Origin of the sequence: Streptomyces spinosisporus (genome assembly GCF_022698145.1) — a bacterium.
In the GTDB taxonomy this organism is placed as follows: Bacteria; Actinomycetota; Actinomycetes; order Streptomycetales; family Streptomycetaceae; genus Streptomyces; species Streptomyces spinosisporus.
The window spans coordinates 236,191-262,616 of record NZ_JALDAX010000004.1; the positions used below are offsets into that span (position 1 = coordinate 236,191).

Genomic DNA, 26,426 nt, shown 5'->3' on the forward strand with positions numbered 1-26,426 from the left:
TCCGAGAGAGACGGCCAACCGCCGTCCCCCGGTTACTTGATCTTCGTGCCCGTCGAGCGCAGGTGACCGCAGGCCTCGGTCACGCGCGCGGCCATGCTCGCCTCGGCCAGCTTGCCCCAGGTGCGCGGGTCGTAGGTCTTCTTGGAGCCGACCTCGCCGTCGACCTTCAGCACACCGTCGTAGTTCTTCAGCATGTGGTCGGCGACCGGACGCGTGAAGGCGTACTGGGTGTCGGTGTCGATGTTCATCTTGACCACGCCGTTCTCCAGCGCGGTGCGGATCTCCTGCTCGGTGGAGCCGGAGCCGCCGTGGAAGACGAAGTCGAACGGGGACTGCTTGCCGAACTTCGCGCCCACGCCCTCGTTCAGCTCCTTCAGGAGCTCGGGGCGCAGCACGACGTTGCCCGGCTTGTACACACCGTGGACGTTGCCGAAGGAGGCGGCCAGCAGATAGCGGCCCTTCTCGCCCAGGCCCAAGGCCTCGGCGGTGCGGATGGCGTCGTCGACCGTCGTGTACAGCGAGTCGTTGATCTCGTGCGAGACGCCGTCCTCCTCGCCGCCGGTCGGGGTGATCTCGACCTCGAGGATGATCTTGGCGGCGCGGGTGCGCTCGAGCAGCTCCTGCGCGATGGCCAGGTTGTCGGCGAGGGTCTCCGCCGAGCCGTCCCACATGTGCGACTGGAAGAGCGGGTTGCGGCCGGCCTTCACGCGCTCCTCGGAGACGGCCAGCAGCGGGCGGACATAGCCGTCGAGCTTGTCCTTCGGGCAGTGGTCGGTGTGCAGCGCGACCGTGACCGGGTACTTCTCGGCGACGATGTGCGCGTACTCGGCGAGGGCCACCGCGCCGGTGACCATCTCCTTGCTGTACTGGCCGCCCAGGAACTCGGCGCCACCCGTGGAGATCTGGACGATGCCGTCGCTCTCCGCCTCGGCGAAGCCGCGCAGCGCCGCGTGCAGGGTCTGGCTCGAGGTCACGTTGATGGCCGGGTAGGCGAACTTGCCTGCCTTCGCCCGGTCCAGCATCTCGTTGTAGACCTCGGGAGTTGCGATGGGCATCTGTCCGCTCCTTGGTATGTGCGGTTGGCGTTCTGCGTGCTGCGGCCCTGACCTAGACCTTGGGGATGACGTCGTCGTCGGCCCCATCTTTCCAGACTCGGCCGGATGCTTTGCCCGTCCTGTCCACCCTGTGGATAACTCAGTCGAGACCCAGGTCGTCCTTGGAGTAGGCGAACAGGTACGGCACTCCCGCGCCCTCCTGGATCTTCTCCGCGGCGCCGGTCGCACGGTCGACGATGGTCGCCACGGCGACCACCTCCGCACCCGCCTCGCGCACCGCCTCGACGGCGGTCAGCGGGGAGCCGCCGGTGGTGGAGGTGTCCTCGACGACCAGCACCCGGCGGCCCGCGATGTCCGGGCCCTCGACGCGGCGCTGCAGCCCGTGCGCCTTGGCGGCCTTGCGCACCACGAAGGCGTCGAGCCGGCTGCCGCGCGCGGCGGCCGCGTGCAGCATGGCGGCCGCGACCGGGTCGGCGCCCATGGTCAGACCGCCCACGGCGTCGAAGTCCAGATCGGCGGTGAGATCGAGGAGCACCTGGCCCACCAGCGGGGCCGCCTCACCGTCCAGGGTGATCCGGCGCAGGTCGACGTAGTAGTCCGCCTCCAGCCCCGACGACAGGGTCACCTTGCCGTGCACCACGGCCTTGTTCTTGATCTGCTGCAGCAGCTCGCCTCGTACGTCCGTCATGCCAGTCAGCTTAAAGGCGGCGCCAGGTCCAGGTGGCCGTCGCTTCCAGCGGCTCCAGCAGGGTGACCTGGCGCGGCATGGTGTTCAGGCCGTTGGGCGGGCCGGTCTGCGGCTCCACGCACACGGCCTCGCGCTGCTCGTCGTAGACGACGACCCACTCCTCGCGGCTGGTCACCTTCAGCTCCAGCTGCCCGGGCCAGGTCAGGGTGACGTCGACGCCGCCGGGCATGCCGAAGCAGTCGTCCCAGGGTCCGGGCTTCGGCTCGACGCGGTGGCCGGTGGGCAGGTGGTCCTCGCCGCGCTCCTCCTGCCAGGCGGGCGTGAAGTCGATCCGTACGTCCTCGCCGACGGAACCGTCCGCGCGTACGAGGGCACGGTTGAACCACGGGTGCCAGCCGACCTGGGCCGGGAAGGACGAGTCGTGCGCCTCCACGGACAGCGTCAGCGTCAGGGAGTCGGGGGTCAGGGCGAACTCCTGCGTGACACGGCCGGCGTAGGGCCAGGGCTCCACCAGGGGGTACGTGATGACCGCCCCGTCGGTGTCCGCGCGCACGACGCTCCAGGCGCCGTCGCGGGCGGTGCCGTGGATGGCGTGCGGCGGGGAGTTGAGCGGCATCTGGTGCAGGGTCGCACCGTCCAGGAAGCGGCCGTTCCTGATCCGCCCGCACCAGGGGGCCATCGGGAAGCAGCCGAACCGTTCGCCCTGGCGCAGCAGTTCGGTCCCGCCGACGCGCAGCCCCGAGACCCGCCCGCCGTTGCCCGGCCGTACGGTCACCTCCGCGTCGCCCGCGGTCAGCGTGATGTCTTCGTCACTCACGCCGACGACCCTACTGGGGCGATCAGGACCGCGTACGCCGCCGTCACGCACGCGGCGGTGCTCAGCGGCGCTTGCGCAGCGCCCGGGTGACGACGATCGCGGACGCGAGGGCGAGGGCCGCCGCGGGGGCCGCCCAGCGCAGGGGTGAGCCCGCGGCGGCCGACTGGGGCGCGGGGACCGGGGCGTAGCGGCCGCGGGGCGGGGCGTGGTCGACCTCCTCCGCGCTGCGGCCGATCATCGTGCGGCGGGCGTGGGCCGCCTCGGCGGGGGGCTCGGAGTCCTCGGTGAGGTCGCCGCCGCCCGCTCCCTTCGCAGCCCCGGCCCCGGCCTCGTGGTCGTCCTCGTCCTCGTCCTGTGCGAGCGGGTCCAGGGAGGGCGGGGGGACCTCGGTGTCGAAGACGGAGGTGTGCCCGGCGTCGGCCGCCTCCACTTCCTCTTCCGCGGCCGCGTCCTTCGACGCCTCCGGCGCCGAGTCCTTCGCGGCTTCCTGCTCCTTCGCGGCCTCCTGCGCGGGCTGTTCCGCCGCCAGCGCCCCGAGGCTCTCCGCGAAACGGTTCAGCAGGCGCGTCGCGGCGGAGGCGACCTGCTCGGCCGGCATCTCGGTGAGACGGCCGTCCGCGGATGCCGTGCCCCCGAAGACCAGCCGGGAGCCGTCCTCCGTCTCCTCGACGCGCAGCGTGAGGGCGAGCTTGACCGAGCCGGTGCCGCGGGTCTCGGCGACATCGCCCTCGGCGGTGTACGAACCGTCCTCCCGCGCCACGACCCGCACGGTGCCCCGATAGGTGACGGAGTGGCTCCCGACGCGCACTTTCAGCCGCCCGGTGACGGGCTCCGCGCCCGCGTCCTGCTGGAGCCCGGGAACCGCACGCGCGACCTTTGCCTGGTCGGCGAGTGTCTCCTTCAGCCGCTGGGCCGGAACCGGAACGAACACCTCATGCTCCATGTCACGCGAGCCTACCCACGAGGCCGGATCCTGCACCCCCGTTGGTCGAAAGTGACCGCGCGTCGGCCCGCCGGGGGCGTGTGCGTCGGCACGCCGGGGGCGTGTTCAGTACCGCGGGTGCACCAGGGTCGACGCCGGCAGGCCTGCGATGCGGGTGGCCCGCACGGCTGCGGCGTCGGCCGTCAGGCCCGGCTGGGTGAGGGTGCGCAGGCGCGGCTCGTGCGGATCCAGGCCGAGCCGGGGCGTGCGGTCCGCGGAGGCCAGGACGAAGCCCCAGTCGCGCGGGGCGCTGGACGCACCGGCGCTGCGGTCGGGCCCCGCGGCGAAGCCGGCCTCCCGGCCGCCGACGCGATAGGGCGCGGTGTGCAGGCCCGCGGCCCGCAGCGTCGCCTCGACCGTCCAGAACACCCGCGGCCGGTCGGCGCACGGGCCCGCGTGCACCACCAGCCGGCCGCCGGGCGCGAGGGCGCGGCGGGCGAGGCCGTAGAACTCCTGGGAGTACAGCTTCGTGCTGGCCGTGATGCCCGGGTCGGGCAGGTCGGAGATCACCACGTCGTACGAGGAGGGGGGCATCGTGCGCAGCCGCCTGAAGGCGTCGTCGGTCGTCACGCGCACGCGTGGGTCGTCGTAGACCCGGCCGTTCAGCTTCGACAGGGCCGGGTCGTGGCGGGCCAACCGCACGACCGCCGGGTCGAGTTCGACGATGTCCACGCTCTGCACGCCGGTGTGGCGCAGCACTTGGCGTGCGGCCAGTCCGTCGCCGCCGCCGAGGATCAGCACGCGCGCGTGCGGGCCGTTCATCGCGGGGTGCACCAGTGCTTCGTGGTACCGCAGTTCGTCGTGTCCGCTGACCCTGAGGCGGCCGTCGAGGAAGAGTTCGAGGGGGCGGCCGTGGGTGCCGCCGGTGAGGACGACCTCCTGGATGCCGGTCTGCAGCGCCACCCGCACGTCGTTGCCGTACACCGCGTGCCGTGCGGCCCGTTCGAAGTCGTCGACGAGGACGGCCGCGGCGGCGAGGAGGCCGAGGACGGTGAGGTTGGCGATCAGCAGCAGCCGGCGGGCGCGGCGGCTGAGGTCGCGGCGGAACAGGCCGAGGACGAGGGTGGCGCCCGCGAGCGCGTTGACCGCGCCGGTGATCAGGGCGCCGGTCAACTGGCCCAGGAGGGGCAGCAGAAGGAAGGGAAAGGCGAGTCCGCCGACGAGTGCGCCGACGTAGTCCGCCGCGAACAGGTCGGCGACCGCGCCGCCCGCGTCCTGGCGCCGGATGCGCTGGATCAGCTCCATGAGGAGGGGGACCTCGGCGCCGATCAGCAGGCCGATCGTCAGGGAGAAGGCGACCAGCAGCCAGCGCGGACCCCACAGACCGCCCCAGTCGCCGGTCCAGGCGAAGACGGCGTACAGGGCCATCGCGCTGCAGCCGCCGACGAGCGCGAGGATCGTCTCGATCGCGCCGAAGCCGGCCGCGGCCCGCCAGCGCAGCCGCTTCGCGGCGAGCGATCCGATGCCCATCGCGAAGACCATGACCGACAGCACGACCGAGGCCTGGGTGACCGAGTCGCCGATCAAGTACGAGGCGAGGGCGACGAGTTCGAGTTCGTACACCAGTCCGCAGGCCGCGCAGACGAAGACGCACGACAGTACGAGGAACCGGCCGGTGTCCGGCTGCACGGGCAGCCGGGCCGGGCTCGCCCAGTCGGGCGGGGAGCCGGGTGGTGCCGGTGCGTGCGGTTCGATCACGGTGCGACGTTACGTCACGGATGAGTCACGCCTCGTCACCCACACGTGTGGAACTGTTCGCCCGTTGGGTGCCCCGTGTTTGAGGTCCCGGCCTCGGGTCAGGCGTCCGCCGGACTGAGCCGTGCCGCCGGCACCCGCACTCCCACCCGGGTCCGCGTCGCCACCAGCTGCCCGTCCTGCGGGTAGGCGTGCCAGGTCCGCCAGTGGACCTGGCCCTCGTGCCGCTGCACCAGCAGTGCGGTGAAGGCGTGCGGGCTGCCGGGGAAGACGCCCGCCAGGCCGTGCGGATGGTCGGAGACCAGCGCGAGCAGCTCCTGTGCACGGCCCGCGAACGACCCCGGTGAGAGCACCTCCACGCGGGCCGCGAACTCGTACTCCCAGTCACCCACCCGCTTGGCGACGCCGAGCGGGAGCGGGGTGCTGCTGCCGGAGATGCACGCCACCGTCTCCGAACACACGCCCCGCTCCTCCTCCAGGAGCACCTGGTGGGAGGCGCCGAGCAGTCTCAACTGCAGCTTTGCTCCGGCCAGTTCCAGATCGAGCGTGGCCAGTGCCGGAAGCGCCTCACGCCCGAGTGTCCAGGCGAGGTCGGCCGCGCGCGTGTCGGTGTACGAGGTGTTCAGGGTCGTGAGCATGGGTCGGCTCTCCGCTGGCACACAAAGAAAAGGAAGAGGTGTGGGGGTCCGGCACACCCCGGTGACTCCGGGGCGATCACCCGGGTCAGCCCAGTCGGGAGGTCAGAAGCACTGCGTGGGACGACCGAGGGGCTGTGCCGGTGATTTAGAGGGAATCATGAACGGTGGCGCCACCACAGCCTTTTTACCCAACTTCGTAGGGTTTCCATCCCTCAGAGGGCTTCACTGCTCAATTGTTCAACCACGGCGTGCGCCACGACCGCGTGGCGCACGCCGGTGTACCGGGCGGAGCTCAGCTGCCCCGTGTCAGCTGCCTCCGCCACCGCATCCGCCGCCACCCCCGCAGGAGGAACCGCCCCCGCAGGACGAGCCGCCGCCGCAGGAGTGGTGACCCCCTCCGTGGTGCCCCCCGTCCCCGCCCGACGATCCGCCGTCACCGGCCCACCAGCTGCCGCTGCCACCCGCGACGTACGATCCCCGCCGCCCCGCCGAACGGGACCTGCCCGAACCACCCTTGCGCACTGCTGACACGACGACCGCCACGAACACGATCACGACCGCCGCCACGATGAAGCCGGTCATGGCGTCACCGTCCTTTCGGTAGAACCGAAGCAGCCCCCCGTGGGCGCCTTGGTTGTTTGCGTGAGCTGTTTCTTGCGTGCCCGGGGGATTCCCGAACGCCGTCACGCCCAAAGCAGAGTTGAGGAAGTCCAGAGCTTCGGCGCAGGATGGCCCGCATGACCTCCAGTAGCCGCCCCCTTCTCAACCGTCGACTCGCCGAGTTCGGGACGACGATCTTCGCCGAGATGTCGGCGCTGGCCGTGCGGACCGGTGCGATCAATCTGGGTCAGGGCTTTCCCGACACGGACGGGCCCGAGGAGGTCCGGGAGGCGGCGGTGCGGGCGCTGCGCGACGGGCGCGGCAACCAGTACCCGCCGGGCCCCGGCATCCCCGAGCTGCGCACCGCGATCGCCGCGCACCAGGAGCGGCGCTACGCGCTGGCGTACGACCCGGACACGGAGGTCCTGGTCACCGCGGGCGCCACCGAGGCCATCGCCGCGGCCCTGCTCGCGCTGGTGGAGCCCGGCGACGAGGTGATCGCCCTGGAGCCGTACTACGACTCGTACGCGGCCTGTATCGCGATGGCGGGCGGCACCCGTGTCCCGGTCACCCTGCGCCCGCACGTCGGCGAGGGCGCGAGCTCCTTCCGGCTGGATCTCGACGAACTGCGCGCCGCGGTGACGGACCGCACCCGGCTCCTGCTGCTCAACACCCCGCACAACCCCACCGGCACGGTCCTCAACCGCACCGAGCTCGCCGCGATCGCCGAGCTGGCCGTCGAGCGCGACCTGCTCGTCGTCACGGACGAGGTCTACGAGCATCTGGTCTTCGACGGCGAGCACGTGCCGCTCGCGACGTTCCCGGGCATGCGGGAGCGCACGGTCACCATCGGGTCGGCCGGCAAGACCTTCTCCTTCACCGGCTGGAAGGTGGGCTGGGTGACGGCCGCCCCGGCGCTGGTCACGGCCGTGCGCTCGGCGAAGCAGTTCCTGACCTATGTCTCGGCCGGGCCCTTTCAGTACGCCGTCGCCGAGGCGCTGGCGCTGCCCGACACGTACTTCACCGCCTTCCGCGAGGACATGCGGGCCAAGCGCGACGTGCTGGCCAAGGGCCTGACGGAAGCGGGCTTCGAGGTCTTCAGGACCGCGGGCACGTACTTCATCACCACCGACATCCGCCCGCTCGGCGTAAGCGACGGCTTCGCCTTCTGCCGCGCCCTGCCCGAGCGGGCCGGCGTCGTCGCCATCCCGAACGCCGTGTTCTACGACCACCGCGACGAGGGCGCGCCCTTCGTACGGTTCGCGTTCTGCAAGCAGACCGGGGTGCTGGAGGAGGCGGCAGAACGGCTCCGCAGCGCATTCACGCGCTGACGGCCCCGCACGGCAAGAGCCCGGCCCCGGCACGCGACCGTGATGGTCGGTGCCCCGGCCGGGCTCTCGTTCGGCTACGCCTCGTCGTCGCCCTCGGGCTTCTCGTCCGCTTCGTTGACCTCCTGTTCGAGGCCGAGCTGCTCGACGAGCCACCGGTCGAACTCGATGGCCGCACGGACCCAGCTGACCGTGGAGGAGACGAAGTGCTCCAGGCTGACACCGGTGCCGATCAGCATCTGCGCCTCGCCGATCAGGCGGACGGTGCCGTCGTCGTGGGTGTGGCTGTAGACCTTGGGCCACAGCGTCCGCCGGTTCCAGTCGTCGATGGACTCCAGCAGCTGCGGCTTCTCGTCGATCTGGTGGGGCCGGTCGTAGAACGTCCGCACCGAGAAGACCTGCTGGTCACCCTCACCACGGAACATGAAGTACGTACGGAACTGCTCCCACGGCGCCGCGAGGTCACCCTCGTCGTCGACGACGTACTTGAGCTCCATCTGGTCCAGGAGCTGCTTCACGAGGTCCTGATCCGGGACGACGGGGCCCGCCGGTCCGCCGGGCTGCGGCTCGGGCTGGCCCCCGAAGTTCGGAATCGAGGACGGGTCGATGCTCACCGTGATTTTCCCTTCGTACGGATTCAGTCATCCTCCCTCATCCGGGGAGGGGGGTGGCAAGCCCCGACGGCGCCTGTCGGCCCGGTCCTGGCATGATCCGGTCAGCAGTGAAGGACGAGGTGTGCGACAAAGGGGGACCACATGAGCCGTTCACCGGACGAGCAGGTGGAGGAACCGGAGGCCGAGGGGAACGTCCGCGGCGGGACCAGATGGGGCGTGGTGCTCGGCATCCTCGTCCTGCCGACGCTGGTGGCGGCCGGTGCGCTGGTACTGCTGGGCCTGTGGCTGTTCACGGACGACTCGGTCAGCACGGGCGTCGCCAAGGCCCCGTGCAAGCAGGCGCTGGCCTACGGCGGCGCGAAGGTGCCCAAGGGGGCGTACGACACCCTGTGCGAGGTCCGGTCGGACTCCGGCACGCGTTACACGGCCAGTTTCCGGATGCCGAGCGACGAGGTGGGCGGCTGGCTCACGACCACCTATCCGGGTGCACCCGAGCCGCGCGACCGGCACTGCTCCGAGTCGGTGATCGACCGCTGCCTCGACCTGGACCCGGGCGACATCTTTGGAGTCGATGCCGCCGTACGGCTGGAGTTCAGGGACGACGGGCCGGGCTGGACCCAGGTGCGGTTCTCGGCGAGCAGCGTGTAGCGGCGACAGCACGCCATGGCGGCGACGTGGCTGCGGGCGGGGTACGCACCCCGCCCGCAGCCACGTCACGTCACCTCACAGCACGGCTCGGCTTCACAGCACGGCTCAGAGCGTCTTGCCCGTCGCCGGGCCCACGATCAGACCGTCCCCGAAGGCGTCCACGCGGACCGTGTCGCCGTCCTTGACCTCGCCCGCGAGGATCTCCTTGGCGAGGCGGTCGCCGATGGCCGTCTGGACCAGGCGGCGCAGCGGTCGGGCGCCGTAGGCCGGGTCGTTGCCCTCGTCGGCGAGCCAGGCCAGCGCCTCGTCGGTGACCTCCAGGGTCAGCCGGCGCTCCGCCAGGCGCGCCGCGAGACGGCCGATCTGCAGCCGGGCGATCCGGCTCAGCTCGTCCTTCGTGAGCGCCGAGAAGACGACCAGGTCGTCGAGGCGGTTGAGGAACTCCGGCTTGAAGGACGTCCGGACGACCTCCAGGACCTGTTCCTTCTTCTCCTCCTCGCCGGTGAGCGGGTCGACCAGGAACTGACTGCCCAGGTTGGAGGTCAGCACCAGGATCGTGTTGCGGAAGTCGACCGTGCGGCCCTGGCCGTCGGTGAGGCGGCCGTCGTCCAGCACCTGCAGCAGGACGTCGAAGACCTCGGGATGGGCCTTCTCCACCTCGTCGAGCAGGACGACGCTGTACGGGCGCCTGCGCACGGCCTCGGTGAGCTGGCCGCCCTCCTCGTAGCCGACGTAGCCGGGCGGGGCGCCGACCAGGCGGGCCACGCTGTGCTTCTCGCCGTACTCCGACATGTCGATGCGGACCATCGCCCGCTCGTCGTCGAAGAGGAAGTCGGCGAGCGCCTTGGCCAGTTCGGTCTTGCCGACGCCCGTCGGGCCGAGGAAGAGGAAGGAGCCGGTCGGGCGGTCGGGGTCGGCGATGCCGGCCCGCGTGCGCCGCACCGCGTCGGACACCGCCTGCACGGCCTCCGACTGCCCGATCAGGCGCTTGCCGAGCTCCTCCTCCATCCGCAGCAGCTTCTGCGTCTCGCCCTCCATCAGGCGTCCGGCGGGGATGCCGGTCCAGGCGGCGACGACGTCCGCGATGTCGTCGGAGCCGACCTCCTCCTTGACCATGGTGTCCCGGGAGACCTCCTCCTCGGCCGCCGAGGCCTCCTCCAAATCCCTTTCCAGGGCCGGGATCTCGCCGTACAGCAGCTTGGAGGCGGTGTCGAAGTCGCCCTCGCGCTGGGCCCGTTCGGCCGTGCCGCGCAACTCGTCGAGCTTCTCCTTCAGTTCACCGACGCGGTTGAGGGACTGCTTCTCCTTCTCCCAGCGGGCGGTCAGGCCGCGCAGCTCCTCCTCCTTGTCGGCGCGGTCGCGGCGCAGCTTCTCCAGGCGGTCGCGGGAGGCCGGGTCGGTCTCCTTCTCCAGCGCCAGCTCCTCCATCCTGAACCGGTCGACGGCACGCTGGAGTTCGTCGATCTCGACGGGCGAGGAGTCGATCTCCATACGGAGCCGGGAGGCCGCCTCGTCGACCAGGTCGATGGCCTTGTCGGGCAGGAAGCGGGAGGTGATGTAGCGGTCGGAGAGGGTCGCGGAGGCCACCAGCGCGCTGTCGGCGATCTGCACCTTGTGGTGGGCCTCGTAGCGGCCCTTGAGCCCGCGCAGGATCGCGATGGTGTCCTCGACGCTCGGCTCGGCCACCAGCACCTGTTGGAAGCGGCGCTCCAGCGCCGGGTCCTTCTCGATGCGCTCGCGGTACTCGTCCAGCGTCGTCGCGCCGACCATGCGCAGCTCGCCGCGGGCCAGCATGGGCTTGAGCATGTTGCCCGCGTCCATGGCGGAGTCGCCGCCGGCGCCCGCGCCCACGACGGTGTGCAGCTCGTCGATGAAGGTGATGATCTGGCCGTCGGAGTCCTTGATCTCGGCCAGGACCGTCTTCAGGCGCTCCTCGAACTCGCCGCGGTACTTCGCGCCCGCGACCATCGCGCCGAGGTCCAGGGCGACCAGCCGCTTGTCGCGCAGGGACTCCGGCACGTCGCCCTTGACGATGCGCTGGGCCAGGCCCTCGACGACGGCGGTCTTGCCGACGCCGGGCTCGCCGATGAGGACGGGGTTGTTCTTGGTGCGGCGCGAGAGCACCTGCACGACGCGGCGGATCTCCTGGTCCCGGCCGATGACCGGGTCGAGCCGGCCCTCGCGCGCCGCGGCCGTGAAGTCCGTGCCGAACTTCTCCAGGGCCTTGTACTGGCCCTCCGGATCGGGTGTGGTCACCCGGCGTCCTCCCCTCGCCTTCTGGAAGGCCTCCTGCAGCTTCTTCGCACCGGCCCCCTGCCCGGACAGTACGTCACCGGCGGCGCCGCCCTTCGCGGCGATGCCGAGGAGCAGATGCTCGGTGGAGAGGTACTCGTCGCCGAGGTCCTTCGCGCGCTCACCGGCGTCCGCGATCACGGCGAGCAGCTCGCGGCTCGGCTGCGGGGGCGCGACGGTCGAGCCGGTCACGCTGGGCAGCCCGGCGAGGATCTTCTCCGCACCGGCGCGCACGGCCGCCTGGTCGGCGTCGACGGCGGCCAGCAGGTCGGTGATGTTCTCGTTGTCCTGGCCCTGCAGCAGGGCCAGGAGCAGATGGGCGGGGGTGAGATCGGGGTGGCCCTCGGTCACGGCCCGCTGCTCGGCCGCCCTGATCGCGTCCCGGCTCCGGTTGGTCAGCTCGGCTTCCACTGTCGCGTTCTCCTCCTGCTGATGTCAGCCGTCGGCCTCTAGTCTCCCAGTGCTGACTCAGTCAGCGTACACAAAGTTGAGTCTATTCCACTCAAGTCGACGCCCGCGAGGCCTCAGGGGCTAAGTTCCGGACTCATGGCGAGCTATCCGCAGGATCCTGGTGCCCCCGACGCCGCATACCTCGGCTTCTGGCAGGAACGGCACCTGTGCACGCTGACGACTCCGCGCCCGGACGGCAGCCCGCACGTCGTACCCGTCGGCGTCACCTATGACCCCGGGGCCCGGCTGGCCCGGGTGATCGCGGACAAGGCCAGCACGAAGGTGCAGAACGTGCTGGCGGCCGGAGCCGAGGGGGCGAGGGTCGCCGTGTGCCAGGTGGAGGGGCGGCGCTGGGCGACGCTGGAGGGCCGGGCGGTCGTACGGACGGACCGGGACCGGGTCGCGGAGGCCGAGCGGCGCTACGCCGAGCGCTACGGACGCACCCCGAGACCCAATCCGTCGCGCGTGGTGATCGAGATCGGACTGACCCGGGCAATGGGGCGCGGATGACTGTTTCCAGCCAGGAAACGACCATGCCCGATTGCGTCGATACCCGGAAATGTCCCCCAAAACTGCAGCGGCGTCACCGTGTTCAGGTCACGGTGACGCCGCTGCGGGGGGAAGCACCTGAGCGAACTGTTACGACGGGGGATTCGCGTCAGGCACTGCGGGGGGTGGCTGAGATGGTCCGAACATCGGGGGTTTCCGGTTCCACCAGCCGGTGGTCTCGCTGGTCCAGGTTCACAAAGATCATTCCGTACCGGATGGCACATCGCACGGGCTGCGGCGCGCCCCGGGGCCGCCGCAGACACCGGTACGCCCGTACGTCCTCGTCCTCGTCGCGCGTGACGACGACCGGCTCACCGAAGACGGTCACCATCAGCGAGTCACCGGAGTGGGGGATCGCGGTGACCAGGTCGATGAAGTGCCAGCCGGAGCGGTAGGCCGTGGCCATTTCGCGACGGAAGGAGCGGTCGTCGGGTGGAGTGGTCATGACGGAACGGCCCAGCTGCTGTCGGTCGGGGCCAGCCAGCTGCTGTCCTCCGGGGCAACCCAGGAGCTGTCCCCGGGGACATCGTCCGCAACGATCACCCAACTGCTGTCACCGGGAGGGGCGGCAGTGGTGCTCCAGCTGCTGTCCCCCGCGACATCACCCTTCGTCCCCGAGAGGCCGCTCAGCGCTCCGAGGGCCACGGCGGCGGAGAAGGCGGCGACAAGCGCCGAGCGAAGCATTCTCTTATGCATAGTCGGCTTCGTCCTCATTTGAAGGTCACCTCTCCCCCGTCCGAATAAGACGATGGCCCATTCCGGCACGTCATGGCCACACAAACGATGCATCATGTTCCTGCACGTTCAGGACCCTGGGGGGTGGAGATCTGGTGATAAATGAGACTAAGCGGACACATCCCCATGGGTTGACCGACCTGTGCGAGGATGGACGCCGCCTCTACGGCAACGCTCTCCGGACGGGCCGGATAGCCCGTACGGATGTGGAACCCGCGCCGTGCCTGATGGAGTTCGCCCTACTTCATCCCGATCCCGACGACCCGAACTGGCTGCGCCCGGTACCCCCTTCGGTCGCCCTCGCCCAGCGCCTCACCCCGATCGAGAACGAGATCACCCAGCGCAGGCGGATGTCCATCGAACTCGCGGACGCTTTCGAGCCGTTCATGACGCTCAGCGCCCAGTCGACGGGCACCACCCACTCCATCACGGTGCTGGAGGGCCTCGACCGGATCAACGCCGCCCTCGACCTGGCCACGGCCCAGTGCCAGACCGAGATGCTCACCGTCCAGCCCAGCCGCCGGCGCCTGGAGCACACCCTCACCAAGGCCCTGGAACGCGACCGCCCGCTGATCGAACGCGGCTGCCGCATCCGCACGCTCTACCAGCACCCCGCCCGCTACAGCCCCGAAACCCTGGCCTACGTCGCCCAGTTCACCGACGGCAAGGTGGAGTACCGCACCATCGACGAGCTCGTCGAGCGGCTGATCATCTGCGACGAGACGGTGGCCTTCATCCCGACCCGCGACGACGGCACGATCGCCCTCGAACTCCGGCATCCGGGGCTCGTCCGCTATCTGATCAAGGTCTTCGAGTTCATGTGGACCCGCGCCGTCCCGCTGAGCGCGGGCGCCCCCTACGAGACCGCCCCCGACGGCATCACGGAGATCCAGCACTCCATCGCCAAGCTGCTCGTCGAGGGCCATGTCGACGAGGCGATCGCACGGCGCCTGGGCATGAACGTACGCACCTGCCGGGCCCACATCGCCAAGCTCGCCACGGCTCTGGGCAGCGGCAGCCGGGCCCAACTCGGCTTCCTCATCGCGCAGTCGGGACTGCTGGAGCAGGACGTCTGAGCCCGTGGGGAGGGACACGACGGGCCCGGCGACCCATCCGGACCACGGACCGGACGAGCTGTGCCAGGAGGGAACGGCGCTCTACGAGCGCGCCCTGCGCGAGGGCCACGTACCCGACGAGGACGCCGCCGCGGCGCCCTGCCTGGTCGACCTCGGGCTGCTGCACCCCTCGATCGAGGATGCGGCGCGCCTGGAGCCCGTCGCACCCGCCGTCGCCCTGCACCGCCTGCTGCGCGCCTCGGAGAACCGGATAGCGCAGGAGCGGCGCCGCGAGGCCCGTCTCGCCGACCTGTTCGAACCCCTGATGCGGATCGACGGCGGGCGCACCGCGGGCGGCGGCTCCTCGGCCGTCGGGGTGCTGAGCGGATCCGAGCGCATCGGCCGGGCCATCACCGAGGCCATGGCCGACGGCAGCGAGGAACTGCTGGCCGTCCAGCCGCACATCAGCCACACCCGCACGCCGCTGGCGGCGCGCGCCGAGGCCCTCGTGCGCGACCAGGACTTCCTCGACCGCGGCGGCCGTATCCGCACGCTCTACCAGCACACGCTGCGGCACGCGCCGTCGGTGGTCGCCCGCTACGAGCAGCTCAGCGGGGACGCGCAGGCCCGCACGCTCGACGAGATCACCGACCGCCTGCTGGTCGTGGACCGCGCGGTCGCCTTCATCCCCGCCAACGCCGACCGCACGCTCGCCCTCGAGATCCGGCACCCGGTCATCGCCGGCTTCCTCGCCACCGCCTTCGACCGCCTGTGGCGCCTGGCCACGCCCCTGTACCCGCTGGCCGCCCGACCGGCCGCACAGGGCGGCTTCACACCCCGCCAACGCGCCATAGCCGCCCTCCTCGTCGAGGGCCACACCGACACCGACATCGCGGAGCGGCTCGGCATGAACGTGCGGACCGCGCGCGTGCACATCGCCAAGCTGGCGGCCACGCTGGGCAGTGAGAGCCGGGCCCAGCTCGGCTATCTCATCGGACGGTCCGGGATTCTTGACCGGGAAGGGTGAGAGGGCCGGCGTCGGCGTGCCGGCGCGGGGCGTCCAGGCCCACCTGGGCGATGCGGACGCCGAGTTGGGTGCGGCTGGCCGCGCCGAGGGTCTCCGAGAGGCGGGCGATGTGGGCGCGGCAGGTGCGGACGCTTATGCCGAGCCGCTCCGCGATCACCGCGTCCTGGTGGCCCTCCGCCAGCAGCGCCGCGATGGACTGCTCGCGGTGCGAGATGCCCTCGATGCCGGTGTCGGGCAGCGGGGCGGTCAGCGGGATCGCCAGGCGCCAGAGCCGCTCGAAGACCGTGACCAGGTACTCGACCAGGGCCGGGTGGCGCAGTTCCAGGGCGAGCGTGCGGTCGGCGTTGGCGGGGATGAAGGCGACCCTGCGGTCGAACAGGATCAGCCGGTCGATGACCTCGTCCAGGGTGCGCGCCTCGACCGAACCACCCATCAGCTCGAGGTAGTTGAGCAGCCCCTGGCCGTGCCGGGCCACATGGGTGTACAGGTCGCGCATCCGTACGCCCCGCCCGCGCAGGGCGAGCGCCCGGTGCAGCCCCTCGGTCAGCTCGTCCTCGGGGCGGATGCCGCCGGGCTGGACGGTGAGGACCTCGGTCGTGCACGCCTCGGTCGCCTCGTCCATCGCGGCCTGGATGCGCGAGAGCCCGTCCAGGACACGGATCGCGGTGCCCTCCGCGACGCCGGGTCCGGTCTGTGTCTCGGGGCCCAGGCCCGCGTAGCGCTCCACGGCGGCGACCGCGGCGCCCACTTTGCGCTGGCTCGCGCTGACCTCGTCGTAGACCCCGCGCAGGAGCCGGGTCATGACCTCCTGCGGGGACGTCGGGACCAGCCAGTCCATGTCGTCGGGGTCCGGATGCAGCAGGGCGAGCTCCAGCAGACACGGCACCGGTCCGGCGTCCGGGCGGGGCACACGGCCCCGCCGTACGGCCCGGGAGTACACGCGCTCCCCGGCCTCGCACAGTCGGTCAGCACCGTGTGGATGCCCGTCCGTCCCGTGCCCGGCCATCGCCCATCCCACCCCCGATATCGCCGCCCTTCGCAGCGCAACTATGCGCGGACGGGACCGGCTCCGCAACACGGCTCGACACCGAGTCGGGGGCGTTAAAGACCCGTAACTCCCGTTTTATACGGTCCTCATCCCGTCACCTTGCAACAAGCTGACGGTGCCTGGGGGCAAGGTGGGGCGCGGGAGCCGGCGCACGGGCCGGCGATGGCGCGATACGGTCCGGGCCGGGGGTGAAGTCAGGGCCTTCGGCCGGACGTCAGAGGCGGTCGCGCAACGTCGCGTCCGCAAACACGACAGGGCCGCCGAACGGCGTGCGGCAGTACCGCGAGGGCCGTCGGCGGCAACGTCGTGCAGGGGTCACCGGGAGGCGGGAGCGATCACTTCAAGCCGATCGCCGCACACTCCGAGGCGTACTTCGAGGTGCAGATCTGCGAGACCTTGTAGATGCCGTCCGCGACCACCGTCGACTTGATGTTCTTGCGCGTCAGCGCGGTCACGGTGACCAGCTGCGCCCGGATGTCCTTGTTCGTGGGGCTGTCGACCGTGTCCTGGGTCAGCGCGTCGAACTCGATGTCCTTGCCCTGCACCTTGGCGATGGCCATCTGAGCGGCCGCCTGCGCCTCCTGCGGGTACGACTTGTAGACGCTCATGTACTGCTCGCCGGCGACGATCCGCTGCACGGCCGTCAGCTCCGCGTCCTGTCCGGTCAGCGGCGGCATCTTGCTGACGCCCGCGTTCTGCAGGGCCGCGACGATGCCGCCCGCCATGCCGTCGTTGGCGGACAGGACGCCCGCGATGTCGTCCTTGCCGACCGCCTTGATCGCCTCGGACATGTTGGCCTGGGCGTTCTTCGGGTCCCAGTCCTTGGTGTCGTAGGACTCGGCGATCGTCACCTTGCCCTTGAGCTCGGAGAGCGCGCCCGCCTTGAACTGCTTGGCGTTCGGGTCGGTGGGCGAGCCGTTCATCATCACGATCTTGTCGGAGGTGCTGACGTCGCTGCCCAGCGCGTCGAGCAGCGAGCGGCCCTGGACCTCGCCGACGAGCTCGTTGTCGAAGGAGACGTAGGCGTCGATGGGGCCCTCGGCCAGGCGGTCGTAGGCGATGACCGGGATGCCGGCGTCCTTGGCCTTCTGCACCTCGCCCGCGATGGCGTGCGCGTCCACGGCGTCCAGCACGATGATGTCGACCTTGTTGTCGATCATCTCCTGCATCTGGCTCGCCTGCTTGTCCGCGTCCTGGTCCGCGTTCTTGTAGTCGACCTTGCCCTGCTGCTTGGTCAGCGAGGCGACCTGCTTCTTGATGATGGGGTAGTCGAAGTCCTCGTACCGTGTGTTGGCGGTCTCCGGCAGCAGCAGGCCGATGGTGACGTCGTTGCCCTTGGTCGGGCTGGCCGAACTGCTGTCCCCCGACACGTTCAGCACGCCGCAGGAGGCGAGAGACAGGCTGGTCGCGGCTACTGCTGTGCACAGGGCGATACGACGGGTGCGGGTGTTCACTGCGTTGACCTTCCGGACAAGGGTGCTTGGGGCGGCCCAGGTGAACGAAGCCAACGCTTTCTTCACACGATCGTCAAGGAATAACCAGGTAATGAGATGTCAACGTTAGAGTCCGGCCAGGTTCTTGACCCGAGACGGACGGCCCCCGGCACATGACACAGGGGCCCGGAATGTCTCCGGACCCCTGCCCCTATGTGCCGGAATGTGTCAGTCCGACTGCTGCCGCTTGGGCCGCCACACCACCAGCGCGCTGGTCTGCTGCACCTCCTGGTACGGCACCAGGTCACGGCGGTACGACGCGTGCACCGCCGCCTCGCGCTGCTGCATCGCCGCGGCCGCGCCCTCGACCGCCGACTGGAGCTCGGCGACGCGCTGCTGGAGCGCGGCGACCTGGTTCTCCAGCTCGATGATCCGCTTGATGCCGGCCAGGTTGATGCCCTCGTCCTGCGACAACTGCTGCACCGTGCGCAGCAGTTCGATGTCGCGAGCCGAGTAACGGCGGCCGCGGCCCGCGGTGCGGTCGGGAGAGACCAGGCCGAGCCGGTCGTACTGGCGCAGGGTCTGCGGGTGCAGGCCGGAGAGCTGGGCCGCCACCGAGATGACGTAGACCGGGGTCTCCTCGGTCAGTTCGTACGGATTGCGTCGACGGCCGTCCATCTCTCTCAAGCTCCCTTCGCGGCCTTGAACAGCTCCGCCCGCGGATCCTCACCCGCGGTTGCCTCGCGATACGCCTCGAGCGCGTCACGAGCCTTCCCCGTCACGTCCGCGGGGACACTCACCTCGACGGTGACCAGGAGGTCGCCGCGGGTGCCGTCCTTGCGGACCGCGCCCTTGCCACGGGCGCGCATGGTGCGGCCGTTGGGCGTGCCCGGCGGCAGCTTCAGGGTGACGGACGGGCCACCCAGGGTGGGCACCCTGACCTCGCCGCCGAGCGCCGCCTCCGCGAACGTCACCGGGACGGTGACGGTGAGGTTGTCGCCCTTGCGGCCGAAGACCGGGTGCGCGGAGACATGCACCGTGACGTACAGGTCGCCCGCGGGGCCGCCCCGCTCGCCCGGTGCGCCCTTGCCGCGCAGCCGGATGCGCTGGCCGTCCGAGACCCCGGCCGGGATACGGACCTGCATGGTCCGGGACGACTTGGCGCGGCCCGAGCCCTTGCAGACCTCGCAGGGGTTCTCCGCGATCAGGCCGCGGCCCTTGCAGTCCGGGCAGGGGTCGGTGAGGGAGAAGCCCCCGCCGGAGCCCCGCGCCACCTGTCCGGTGCCGACGCACGTCGGGCACACCCGCGGGTTGCCGTTCGCGTCGCCGGTGCCGGAGCAGGCCTTGCAGGGCGCCTGCGAGGACATGCGCAGCGGGACCGTCGCCCCCTCGATCGCCTCGGTGAAGCTGAGGCTGACCTCGGTGTCGATGTCCTGACCGCGTCTGGGCTGCACCCGGGTGGTGCCGGAGCTGCCGCGGTTGAACAGGCCCCCGAAGACGTCACCGATCCCGCCGCCGAAGCCGCCGGAACCCCCGCCCGAGCCCTGGGCGCCGCCTCCGAAGAGGTCGCTCAGGTCGAAGTTGAACGAACCGCCGCCCGCGCCCGGCCCCGGGCGGAAGCCGCCGTTGCCGAACAGCGCGCGGGCCTCGTCGTACTCCTTGCGCTTCTTGGGGTCACCGAGGACGTCGTTCGCCTCGGAGATCTCCTTGAAGCGCTCCTCGGCCTTGGCGTTGCCCTTGTTGGCGTCCGGGTGGTTCTCGCGGGCGAGCTTGCGGTACGCCTTCTTGATCTCGGCCTCGGTGGCGTCCTTGGGGACGCCGAGGACCTTGTAGTAGTCCTTCTCGATGAAGTCCTTGGTGCTCATCCTCGACGCCCCTCCTTTCTCATCGGTTCAAGCTCAGCCCTCGTCCGGGCCACCGCTCTCCTTGTCGTCGGCCGCCTCCGTCGCCTCTTCGGCCTTGACGGTCTGCGCACCGGGCTGCGGTTCGGCGACGGCCACCCGCGCGGGGCGGATGGTGCGCTCGCCGAAGCGATACCCGGGCTGCAGAATCGCCACGCAGGTCGTCTCGGTGACGTCCGGTGCGTAGCTGTGCATCAGGGCCTCGTGGATCGTCGGGTCGAAGGGCTCGCCCTCCTTGCCGAACTGCTGCAGACCCATCTTCGCCGCGACCGTCTCCAGCGACTCCGCGACGGACTTGAATCCGCCGACGAGTTCGCCGTGATCCCGCGCGCGGCCGATGTCGTCGAGCACGGGCAGGAGCTCGGTCAGAAGGTTCGCGATGGCGATCTCCTTGACCGTGATCCGGTCCCGCTCCACACGGCGGCGGTAGTTCTGGAACTCGGCCTGCAGCCGCTGGAGGTCCCCGGTGCGCTCCTCGAGCGCCTTGCGGGTCTGGTCCAGCTGGGCCGTCAGGCCTGCGATCTGTGCTGCGTCCCCGCCCGGGACCGCCCCCTCGGGGGAGGCGGCCTTCGGTTCGGCGTCGTCAGGTGTGGCGCCGGAGGGGACGTCGGGCTTCTCTTCGAAGCCCGGGGTCTCCTCCGTCACGCGGCACCGTCCTTGCGCTCGTCGTCCACGATCTCGGCGTCCACGACGTCGTCGTCGGCCTTCGGGGCCTCGGCGCCGGCGGACTCGCCGCCCGCGGCGGCCTGCTGGGCCTGGGCGTCGGCGTACATGGCCTGGCCGAGCTTCTGCGAGACGGCCGCGACCTTCTCGGTGGCGGTGCGGATCTCGGCGGTGTCCTCGCCCTTGAGCGCGGACTTCAGCTCCTCGACGGACGCCTCGACCTCGGTCTTGATGTCGCCGGGGACCTTGTCCTCGTTGTCCTTGAGGAACTTCTCCGTCTGGTAGACCAGCTGCTCGCCCTGGTTGCGGGACTCGGCGGCCTCGCGGCGGGCATGGTCCTCCTCCGCGTACTTCTCGGCCTCCTGGCGCATCCGGTCGACCTCGTCCTTCGGCAGCGAGGAGCCGCCGGTGACGGTCATCTTCTGCTCCTTGCCCGTGCCCAGGTCCTTCGCGGTCACGTGCATGATGCCGTTGGCGTCGATGTCGAAGGCGACCTCGATCTGCGGGACGCCGCGCGGGGCCGGCGGCAGACCGGTCAGCTCGAACATCCCGAGCTTCTTGTTGTACGCCGCAATCTCGCGCTCGCCCTGGTAGACCTGGATCTGCACGGAGGGCTGGTTGTCCTCGGCGGTGGTGAAGATCTCGGACCGCTTGGTCGGGATCGTCGTGTTCCGCTCGATGAGCTTGGTCATGATGCCGCCCTTGGTCTCGATGCCGAGGGACAGCGGGGTCACGTCGAGGAGCAGGACGTCCTTGACCTCACCCTTGAGCACACCGGCCTGCAGGGCGGCGCCGATGGCGACGACCTCGTCCGGGTTGACGCCCTTGTTGGCGTCCTTGCCGCCGGTCAGCTCCTTGACGAGCTCGGCGACGGCCGGCATGCGGGTGGAGCCGCCGACGAGGACGACGTGGTCGATCTCGGAGAGCTGGATGCCCGCGTCCTTGATGACGTTGTGGAACGGCGTCTTGCAGCGCTCCAGCAGGTCCGCGGTCAGCTGCTGGAACTGGGCCCGGGTGAGCTTCTCGTCCAGGTGCAGCGGGCCCTCGGCGGAGGCGGTGATGTAGGGCAGGTTGATCGAGGTCTCGGTGGACGAGGACAGCTCGATCTTCGCCTTCTCGGCGGCCTCGCGCAGACGCTGCAGCGCCATCTTGTCCTTGGCGAGGTCCACGCCGTGGCCCGACTTGAACTGCTGCACCAGGTAGTCGACGACGCGCTGGTCCCAGTCGTCACCACCGAGGTGGTTGTCGCCGTTGGTGGCCTTCACCTCGACGACGCCGTCGCCGATCTCCAGGAGGGACACGTCGAAGGTGCCGCCACCGAGGTCGAAGACGAGGATCGTCTGGTCGTCCTTGTCGAGGCCGTACGCGAGCGCGGCCGCGGTGGGCTCGTTGACGATGCGCAGGACGTTCAGACCGGCGATCTCGCCGGCCTCCTTCGTCGCCTGGCGCTCGGAGTCGTTGAAGTACGCCGGGACGGTGATGACCGCGTCGGTCACCTTCTCGCCCAGGTAGGCCTCGGCGTCCCGCTTCAGCTTCTGGAGGATGAACGCGGAGATCTGCTGCGGGTTGAAGGGCTTCCCGTCCAGCTCCATCTTCCAGTCGGTGCCCATGTGACGCTTCACGGACCGGATGGTCCGGTCCACGTTGGTGACCGCCTGGCGCTTGGCCACCTCGCCGACGAGCACTTCGCCGTTCTTCGCGAAGGCGACGACGGACGGCGTGGTCCTGGCACCCTCGGCGTTGGTGATGACGGTGGGCTCGCCGCCCTCCAGAACGCTGACGACGGAGTTAGTCGTGCCCAGGTCGATGCCGACCGCACGTGCCATGGTGATTTCCTCCAGCTGACTTGAGTGGAACGGACTCAAGTGTGCACGACACCCGGCGATGGGTCAACAGACCTGAGTCTGGGGCACTCAACTCTTATCCGTTCCTTACACGCAAGTGGCCGCTGACCTGCGACGACACCGATCTGCCGACCTGAGTGGACACCGGCTTCCCGGCTTGCGTGGGCGGTCCGCCCGCCTGTGTGGACAACGGCCGACCCGCCTGGGTGGGCACGGGCCGGCGGGCTCCGTACACCGGCACCCGCAACAGCAGGAGTACGACGACGAGTGTTCCCGCGGCGACCCAGAACACCCCGGACTGTGCTGTCCAGCCGATGTGCATGAGCACCGCGACGAGCACCCCGGCGAAGGCGCCGATGGCGGGCAGGACGATCGCGCCCTGCGGGGTGAGCCCCAACCGCCGCAGCCGGTGGGCGAGATGGTCGGGTCCGCCCCGCAGCAGCGGCCGCCCGGCCAGCCGCCGCGACAGGACCACCAGGAGCACGTCGGCGCTCGCCACCGCGGTCAGCGGGAACAGCACGCCCGCGCTGTCCCCGAGCCCGTAGCCGGCCCGGGTGGTCACGGCTGACGCTGCGAGCACGAACCCGGTGAACAGCGATCCGCAGGCACCGAGGCCCACGCGCGCGGGAGGCCAGTTGTGCATGAGGAACCCGGTCAGCGCGGCGGCCAGCACGCTCAGCAGCACCGCGTGCCCGTCCATCACCTCGGCGGCTGCACATGCGCCGACCCCGAAGGCGGTGACCACGCCGATGGTCCCGGCGAGCGAGTCGGCGTGGTCGAGCGTCTTGAAGGCGACGGCGACGAAGACGATCCAGCCGATGGCGAGCAGCCCCGCGGGCACCCCGGTCTCCTCGTACGGCACCACACTGGCCGCCGCCACCGTCGTACCGCCGACGATGACCCGGGCCTTGACCCGCCGCAGGTCCGCGACGAGCCCCAGCAGGGCGACGGCGCCCGCGGCCACCAGGAGCCGTCCGACGCCCTCCCCGACGGGGGCCACGCCCGTGCGCTCCCCGGCGATCACCACCACGCCGGTGGCGAGGACCACGGCGACTCCGCCGATCAGCGGCACGGGCCGCTGCCGTCGTCTGCGGTCGAGGATCCCCAGGCGCAGCGCGGGCACCCGCAGCAGCGCGGTGAGCACTGCGGCGAGCAGCAGGGCGGTGGTGGCAGCGGCGATCCCGTATAGCACGGATCTAAGTTAGGGGCGAATGTACCAATTTGGCATGAATAACACGATCGCATCGTCACCAACCTTTAAGGCAACCCTCAGCGACACAGATCACCGAGCCGCTGGCTACAGTGCGACGGAAGATGGGGGTAGTCTCAGACGGACTGCATAAGTTACCGCTTAGTAATGTCGAGGATCACCTCGAAGAACCCCTCGCAGGCCCGAGGAGCCCCGAAATGCAACTCGCCGCGATCATCGTGTCGATGGTCCTGATCGTGGTTGGTGTGGCCCTGTTCGCCCGCGCCATCCTGCAGATCTACAACTTCATGCGGCTCGGCCAGAGCGTGCCCGCCGGTACCCGTACCGACGAGCCCGTGCAGCGCACCGTCACGGTGGTCAAGGAGTTCCTCGGCCACACCCGGATGAACCGCTGGGGGATCGTCGGCGCCGCGCACTGGTTCGTGGCGGTGGGCTTCTTCACCCTGCTGCTGACGATCGTCAACGCCATCGGCCAGCTCTTCCAGGCCGACTGGATCCTGCCGGTGATCGGTGACTGGGCGCCGTACAACGTCTTCGTCGAGTTCATCGGCACGATGACCGTGCTCGGCATCCTGGTCCTGATCGGCATCCGTCAGCTCAGCCACCCGCGCAGGCCGGGCCGCAAGTCCCGGTTCGCCGGCTCCAACTTCGGCCAGGCGTACTTCGTCGAGGCGGTCATCCTCATCGTCGGCGTGTGCATCTTCATGCTGCACGCGCTGGAGGGCGCCCAGCACCACGTGGAGGGCTACGAGGCCTCGTTCTTCGTCTCGTACCCGGTGGTGTCGTGGCTGCGGGGCATGGACGTCTCCACGCTGCAGAACCTCACGTACTTCTTCGCGGGCCTGAAGATCGCGACCTCGTTCATCTGGATGATCGTGGTCGGCCTGAAGACCGACATGGGTGTGGCCTGGCACCGCTTCCTCGCCTTCCCCAACATCTGGTTCAAGCGGGACGCCGCGGGCGGCACGGCCCTCGGCCCGCTGCTGCCGATGACCTCGGGCGGCGAGCCGATCGACTTCACCGACCCCGGCGAGGACGACGTCTTCGGCGTCTCGCAGGTCGAGCAGTTCTCCTGGAAGGGCCTGCTGGACTTCTCCACCTGCACCGAGTGCGGCCGCTGCCAGTCGCAGTGCCCGGCCTGGAACACCGGCAAGCCGCTCTCCCCGAAGCTGCTGATCATGTCGCTGCGCGACCACGCGCACGCCAAGGCGCCGTACCTGCTCGCGGGTGGCGGCAAGTCCATGGAGGGCGAGGAGAAGGCGTCCGAGGAGCAGCTGGCGGGCGTTCCCGCCGCCGCGCTCGCGGAGGCCGAGCGCCCGCTGATCGGCACGGCGGAGGAGAACGGCGTCATCGACCCGGACGTCCTGTGGTCCTGCACCACCTGCGGCGCCTGTGTCGAGCAGTGCCCGGTGGACATCGAGCACGTCGACCACATCGTCGACATGCGCCGCTACCAGGTGATGATCGAGTCCGCGTTCCCGTCCGAGGCGGGCACGATGCTCAAGAACCTGGAGAAGAAGGGCAACCCCTGGGGGCTGGCGAAGAAGCAGCGCCTGGAGTGGCTCAAGGAGGTCGACTTCGAGGTCCCGGTCGTCGGCCAGGACATCGAGGACCTCACCGAGGTCGAGTACCTCTACTGGGTCGGCTGCGCCGGCTCCCTGGAGGACCGCGCCAAGAAGACGACGAAGGCCTTCGCCGAGCTCCTCCACATCGCGGGCGTCAAGTTCGCGATCATGGGCGGCGACGAGAAGTGCACCGGCGACTCCGCCCGCCGCCTCGGCAACGAGCCCCTCTTCCAGGAGCTCGGCATGGAGAACGTCATGGCGCTGAACATGGCGTTCGGCGAGGAGCTGGACGACGACGGCAAGGTCGTCGCGGAGTCCGCGAAGCCGAAGTCCGCGAAGAAGATCGTCGCGACCTGCCCGCACTGCCTGAACACGATCGGCAACGAGTACCCGCAGCTCGGCGGCGACTACGAGGTCATCCACCACACCCAGCTGCTGCAGCACCTGGTCGACGAGGGCAAGCTGATCCCCGTCACCCCGGTCGAGGGCATCATCACCTACCACGACCCCTGCTACCTGGGCCGCCACAACAAGATCTACACGCCCCCGCGCGAGATCATCGCGAACGTCCCGGGCCTCCGGAACGAGGAGATGCACCGCCACAAGGAGCGCGGCTTCTGCTGCGGCGCGGGCGGTGCGCGCATGTGGATGGAGGAGCGGATCGGCAAGCGCATCAACAACGAGCGCGTCGACGAGGCCCTGTCGCTGAACCCCGACATCGTCTCCACGGCCTGCCCGTTCTGCCTGGTCATGCTCACGGACTCGATGAACGGCAAGAAGAACGACGGCAAGGCCAAGGAGTCCATCCAGGTGGTGGACGTGGCCCAGCTGCTCCTCGACTCGGTCAAGACCCCGGTGGACCCGGCGGGCGAACCGGAGTCGGAGAACGAACCGGAGCCGGAGCCGGTGAAGTAGTCGGCTCTACGGCGCTATCTCTACGGCGCTATTGACGCCCCCATGTCCTACGCGGACGTGGGGGCGTCGGCGTTTTGCCGCTCCCGGGGGGGCTCAGTTCAAGCGCCCCAGCCGCAGGCCACGGCTCTCGGCGACGCGCAGGGCGTCCCGGAGCGCCTCCGCCAGCCGCTCGGCAAGGAACCGGAGTTCACCAGGGGGCGCGCAGGGGAGCAGGTCCCCGGCGTGAGCGAGCAGTTCTGCACCCATCCCGAGCTGAATGGACTCGGTGGCGTCGGCGAGCCGGGAGAGGGGCCCGCCGACGTCGTCACTGATCAGATAACAGGGCTTGCCCTCTTCACCGGCCCAGGGAAGGAGGCGGGGCGCAGTCGGCTCCATCAGGCGACCTCCGTTCCGTGAATCCAGTACGGCCCCGGCATGTCCAACCCCAGTGCGGCGAGGGCGAGTTCACGCCGCCGTAGCCGCTGCTCGTGGGCGATGAGGTAGGGGCGTACGGCGATGGTTGCGGTGCCGTCGAGCGGGAGGTGGAGGCCGTACGGGCTGCGGTGGGCCGGGAGAGGGTGAAGCAGCGGCTCCCGGTGTTGGGCAGGGGACTGCGGTGCGGGTTGGGTTGGGCGCGGGATGAGCAGGAGTCGCGTCCAGGCGGCGAGTCGGTGGATAAGGTCGGTCACGTCATC

24 protein-coding genes are annotated in these 26,426 nt (G+C 70.2%); 6 read left to right on the forward strand and 18 right to left on the reverse strand.

Annotation, left to right across the window (positions count from 1 at the left end):
- Positions 1-32: 32 nt before the first annotated feature.
- From fbaA to MQN93_RS12585, 6 genes are all read right to left on the reverse strand, one after another.
- Positions 33-1,055, reverse strand: a complete 1,023-nt coding sequence (gene fbaA / locus MQN93_RS12560; RefSeq protein WP_016437233.1) for a class II fructose-bisphosphate aldolase — start codon at positions 1,053-1,055, stop codon at positions 33-35.
- A 139-nt stretch (positions 1,056-1,194) separates the two neighbouring features.
- Positions 1,195-1,743, reverse strand: a complete 549-nt coding sequence (pyrE, locus tag MQN93_RS12565) for an orotate phosphoribosyltransferase (protein WP_242709537.1) — start codon at positions 1,741-1,743, stop codon at positions 1,195-1,197.
- Positions 1,744-1,753: 10 nt separating this feature from the next.
- Positions 1,754-2,560, reverse strand: a complete 807-nt coding sequence (locus MQN93_RS12570) for an aldose epimerase family protein (RefSeq protein ID WP_242709538.1) — start codon at positions 2,558-2,560, stop codon at positions 1,754-1,756.
- A gap of 61 nt (positions 2,561-2,621) precedes the next feature.
- A complete protein-coding gene (locus MQN93_RS12575; protein WP_242709539.1) occupies positions 2,622-3,503 on the reverse strand; it encodes an SRPBCC domain-containing protein in 882 nt (293 codons plus the stop codon).
- A gap of 105 nt (positions 3,504-3,608) precedes the next feature.
- Positions 3,609-5,240 (reverse strand): polyamine aminopropyltransferase, encoded by a 1,632-nt coding sequence (locus tag MQN93_RS12580; RefSeq protein WP_242709540.1) that lies wholly within the window; start codon positions 5,238-5,240, stop codon positions 3,609-3,611.
- A gap of 98 nt (positions 5,241-5,338) precedes the next feature.
- Complete coding sequence (locus MQN93_RS12585; RefSeq protein WP_016437228.1) at positions 5,339-5,875, reverse strand: DUF2617 family protein; 537 nt, start codon at positions 5,873-5,875, stop codon at positions 5,339-5,341.
- 728 nt (positions 5,876-6,603) lie between these two features.
- Here MQN93_RS12585 and MQN93_RS12590 point away from each other — a divergent pair.
- Positions 6,604-7,806 (forward strand): pyridoxal phosphate-dependent aminotransferase, encoded by a 1,203-nt coding sequence (locus MQN93_RS12590; protein WP_242709541.1) that lies wholly within the window; start codon positions 6,604-6,606, stop codon positions 7,804-7,806.
- Positions 7,807-7,880: 74 nt separating this feature from the next.
- Here the strand turns inward: MQN93_RS12590 and MQN93_RS12595 are convergent, their stop codons facing one another.
- Positions 7,881-8,417 (reverse strand): YbjN domain-containing protein, encoded by a 537-nt coding sequence (locus MQN93_RS12595; RefSeq protein WP_016437226.1) that lies wholly within the window; start codon positions 8,415-8,417, stop codon positions 7,881-7,883.
- A 141-nt stretch (positions 8,418-8,558) separates the two neighbouring features.
- Between MQN93_RS12595 and MQN93_RS12600 the strand changes: the two genes are divergently transcribed.
- Entirely contained in the window at positions 8,559-9,065 is a 507-nt protein-coding gene (locus MQN93_RS12600) for a hypothetical protein (RefSeq protein ID WP_016437225.1), read from the forward strand.
- 105 nt (positions 9,066-9,170) lie between these two features.
- Here the strand turns inward: MQN93_RS12600 and clpB are convergent, their stop codons facing one another.
- On the reverse strand, positions 9,171-11,768 hold the full coding sequence (clpB, locus tag MQN93_RS12605; RefSeq protein WP_016437224.1) for an ATP-dependent chaperone ClpB: 2,598 nt from the start codon (positions 11,766-11,768) through the stop codon (positions 9,171-9,173).
- Positions 11,769-11,903: 135 nt separating this feature from the next.
- Between clpB and MQN93_RS12610 the strand changes: the two genes are divergently transcribed.
- Positions 11,904-12,317, forward strand: a complete 414-nt coding sequence (locus tag MQN93_RS12610) for a pyridoxamine 5'-phosphate oxidase family protein (protein ID WP_242709542.1) — start codon at positions 11,904-11,906, stop codon at positions 12,315-12,317.
- A gap of 148 nt (positions 12,318-12,465) precedes the next feature.
- Here MQN93_RS12610 and MQN93_RS12615 read toward each other — a convergent pair whose 3' ends face one another.
- The gene (locus tag MQN93_RS12615) at positions 12,466-12,801 is read right to left on the reverse strand and encodes a Rieske (2Fe-2S) protein (RefSeq protein ID WP_016437222.1); all 336 of its coding nucleotides are present in this window, start codon (positions 12,799-12,801) and stop codon (positions 12,466-12,468) included.
- Positions 12,802-13,222: 421 nt separating this feature from the next.
- On the opposite strand from MQN93_RS12615, the gene MQN93_RS12620 reads away from it, so the two are divergent.
- A complete protein-coding gene (locus MQN93_RS12620; protein WP_242709798.1) occupies positions 13,223-14,167 on the forward strand; it encodes a helix-turn-helix domain-containing protein in 945 nt (314 codons plus the stop codon).
- Positions 14,168-14,171: 4 nt separating this feature from the next.
- A complete protein-coding gene (locus MQN93_RS12625; protein ID WP_242709543.1) occupies positions 14,172-15,173 on the forward strand; it encodes a helix-turn-helix transcriptional regulator in 1,002 nt (333 codons plus the stop codon).
- Here the strand turns inward: MQN93_RS12625 and MQN93_RS12630 are convergent.
- The 7 genes from MQN93_RS12630 to MQN93_RS12660 all read right to left on the reverse strand — a co-directional run bounded on the left by MQN93_RS12630 (position 15,136) and on the right by MQN93_RS12660 (position 23,254).
- Positions 15,136-16,179, reverse strand: coding sequence for a helix-turn-helix transcriptional regulator (locus MQN93_RS12630; RefSeq protein WP_016437218.1), 1,044 nt, complete (start codon positions 16,177-16,179; stop codon positions 15,136-15,138). The two genes, MQN93_RS12625 and MQN93_RS12630, sit on opposite strands and share 38 nt — an antisense overlap.
- 377 nt (positions 16,180-16,556) lie before the next feature.
- The gene (locus tag MQN93_RS12635) at positions 16,557-17,675 is read right to left on the reverse strand and encodes a sugar ABC transporter substrate-binding protein (RefSeq protein ID WP_242709544.1); all 1,119 of its coding nucleotides are present in this window, start codon (positions 17,673-17,675) and stop codon (positions 16,557-16,559) included.
- Positions 17,676-17,882: 207 nt separating this feature from the next.
- Positions 17,883-18,332 (reverse strand): heat shock protein transcriptional repressor HspR, encoded by a 450-nt coding sequence (locus MQN93_RS12640; protein ID WP_016437216.1) that lies wholly within the window; start codon positions 18,330-18,332, stop codon positions 17,883-17,885.
- Between the two features lie 5 nt (positions 18,333-18,337).
- On the reverse strand, positions 18,338-19,519 hold the full coding sequence (dnaJ, locus tag MQN93_RS12645; RefSeq protein WP_016437215.1) for a molecular chaperone DnaJ: 1,182 nt from the start codon (positions 19,517-19,519) through the stop codon (positions 18,338-18,340).
- 33 nt (positions 19,520-19,552) lie between these two features.
- A complete protein-coding gene (grpE, locus tag MQN93_RS12650) occupies positions 19,553-20,200 on the reverse strand; it encodes a nucleotide exchange factor GrpE (protein ID WP_016437214.1) in 648 nt (215 codons plus the stop codon).
- Positions 20,197-22,044 carry a molecular chaperone DnaK gene (gene dnaK, locus MQN93_RS12655; protein ID WP_016437213.1) on the reverse strand — a complete coding sequence of 616 codons (1,848 nt, stop codon included), beginning with the start codon at positions 22,042-22,044 and terminating at the stop codon, positions 20,197-20,199. Before dnaK ends, grpE begins: the two co-directional genes overlap by 4 nt.
- Positions 22,045-22,138: 94 nt before the next feature.
- The gene (locus MQN93_RS12660) at positions 22,139-23,254 is read right to left on the reverse strand and encodes an MraY family glycosyltransferase (RefSeq protein WP_242709545.1); all 1,116 of its coding nucleotides are present in this window, start codon (positions 23,252-23,254) and stop codon (positions 22,139-22,141) included.
- Between the two features lie 215 nt (positions 23,255-23,469).
- Between MQN93_RS12660 and MQN93_RS12665 the strand changes: the two genes are divergently transcribed.
- On the forward strand, positions 23,470-25,752 hold the full coding sequence (locus MQN93_RS12665) for a heterodisulfide reductase-related iron-sulfur binding cluster (RefSeq protein WP_242709546.1): 2,283 nt from the start codon (positions 23,470-23,472) through the stop codon (positions 25,750-25,752).
- 93 nt (positions 25,753-25,845) lie between these two features.
- Here the strand turns inward: MQN93_RS12665 and MQN93_RS12670 are convergent, their stop codons facing one another.
- Together MQN93_RS12670 and MQN93_RS12675 are read right to left on the reverse strand one after the other, a co-directional pair.
- A complete protein-coding gene (locus tag MQN93_RS12670; protein ID WP_242709547.1) occupies positions 25,846-26,127 on the reverse strand; it encodes a hypothetical protein in 282 nt (93 codons plus the stop codon).
- Positions 26,127-26,420 (reverse strand): hypothetical protein, encoded by a 294-nt coding sequence (locus MQN93_RS12675; protein WP_242709548.1) that lies wholly within the window; start codon positions 26,418-26,420, stop codon positions 26,127-26,129. The genes MQN93_RS12670 and MQN93_RS12675 overlap by 1 nt, the downstream gene beginning before the upstream one ends.
- Positions 26,421-26,426 lie beyond the last annotated feature (6 nt).

What these genes read in the sequence shown, in the direction of transcription:
- MQN93_RS12590 (WP_242709541.1), top strand. Translation starts at nt 6,604, where the DNA reads ATGGCCCGCATGACCTCCAGTAGCCGCCCCCTTCTCAACCGTCGACTC.
- MQN93_RS12665 (WP_242709546.1), top strand. Translation starts at nt 23,470, where the DNA reads ATGCAACTCGCCGCGATCATCGTGTCGATGGTCCTGATCGTGGTTGGT.
- dnaJ (WP_016437215.1), bottom strand. Translation starts at nt 19,519, where the DNA reads ATGAGCACCAAGGACTTCATCGAGAAGGACTACTACAAGGTCCTCGGC.
- MQN93_RS12630 (WP_016437218.1), bottom strand. Translation starts at nt 16,179, where the DNA reads ATGGCCGGGCACGGGACGGACGGGCATCCACACGGTGCTGACCGACTG.
- MQN93_RS12575 (WP_242709539.1), bottom strand. Translation starts at nt 3,503, where the DNA reads ATGGAGCATGAGGTGTTCGTTCCGGTTCCGGCCCAGCGGCTGAAGGAG.
- MQN93_RS12615 (WP_016437222.1), bottom strand. Translation starts at nt 12,801, where the DNA reads ATGACCACTCCACCCGACGACCGCTCCTTCCGTCGCGAAATGGCCACG.
- fbaA (WP_016437233.1), bottom strand. Translation starts at nt 1,055, where the DNA reads ATGCCCATCGCAACTCCCGAGGTCTACAACGAGATGCTGGACCGGGCG.
- MQN93_RS12600 (WP_016437225.1), top strand. Translation starts at nt 8,559, where the DNA reads ATGAGCCGTTCACCGGACGAGCAGGTGGAGGAACCGGAGGCCGAGGGG.
- dnaK (WP_016437213.1), bottom strand. Translation starts at nt 22,044, where the DNA reads ATGGCACGTGCGGTCGGCATCGACCTGGGCACGACTAACTCCGTCGTC.
- pyrE (WP_242709537.1), bottom strand. Translation starts at nt 1,743, where the DNA reads ATGACGGACGTACGAGGCGAGCTGCTGCAGCAGATCAAGAACAAGGCC.
- MQN93_RS12640 (WP_016437216.1), bottom strand. Translation starts at nt 18,332, where the DNA reads ATGGACGGCCGTCGACGCAATCCGTACGAACTGACCGAGGAGACCCCG.
- MQN93_RS12585 (WP_016437228.1), bottom strand. Translation starts at nt 5,875, where the DNA reads ATGCTCACGACCCTGAACACCTCGTACACCGACACGCGCGCGGCCGAC.
- MQN93_RS12670 (WP_242709547.1), bottom strand. Translation starts at nt 26,127, where the DNA reads ATGGAGCCGACTGCGCCCCGCCTCCTTCCCTGGGCCGGTGAAGAGGGC.
- MQN93_RS12610 (WP_242709542.1), top strand. Translation starts at nt 11,904, where the DNA reads ATGGCGAGCTATCCGCAGGATCCTGGTGCCCCCGACGCCGCATACCTC.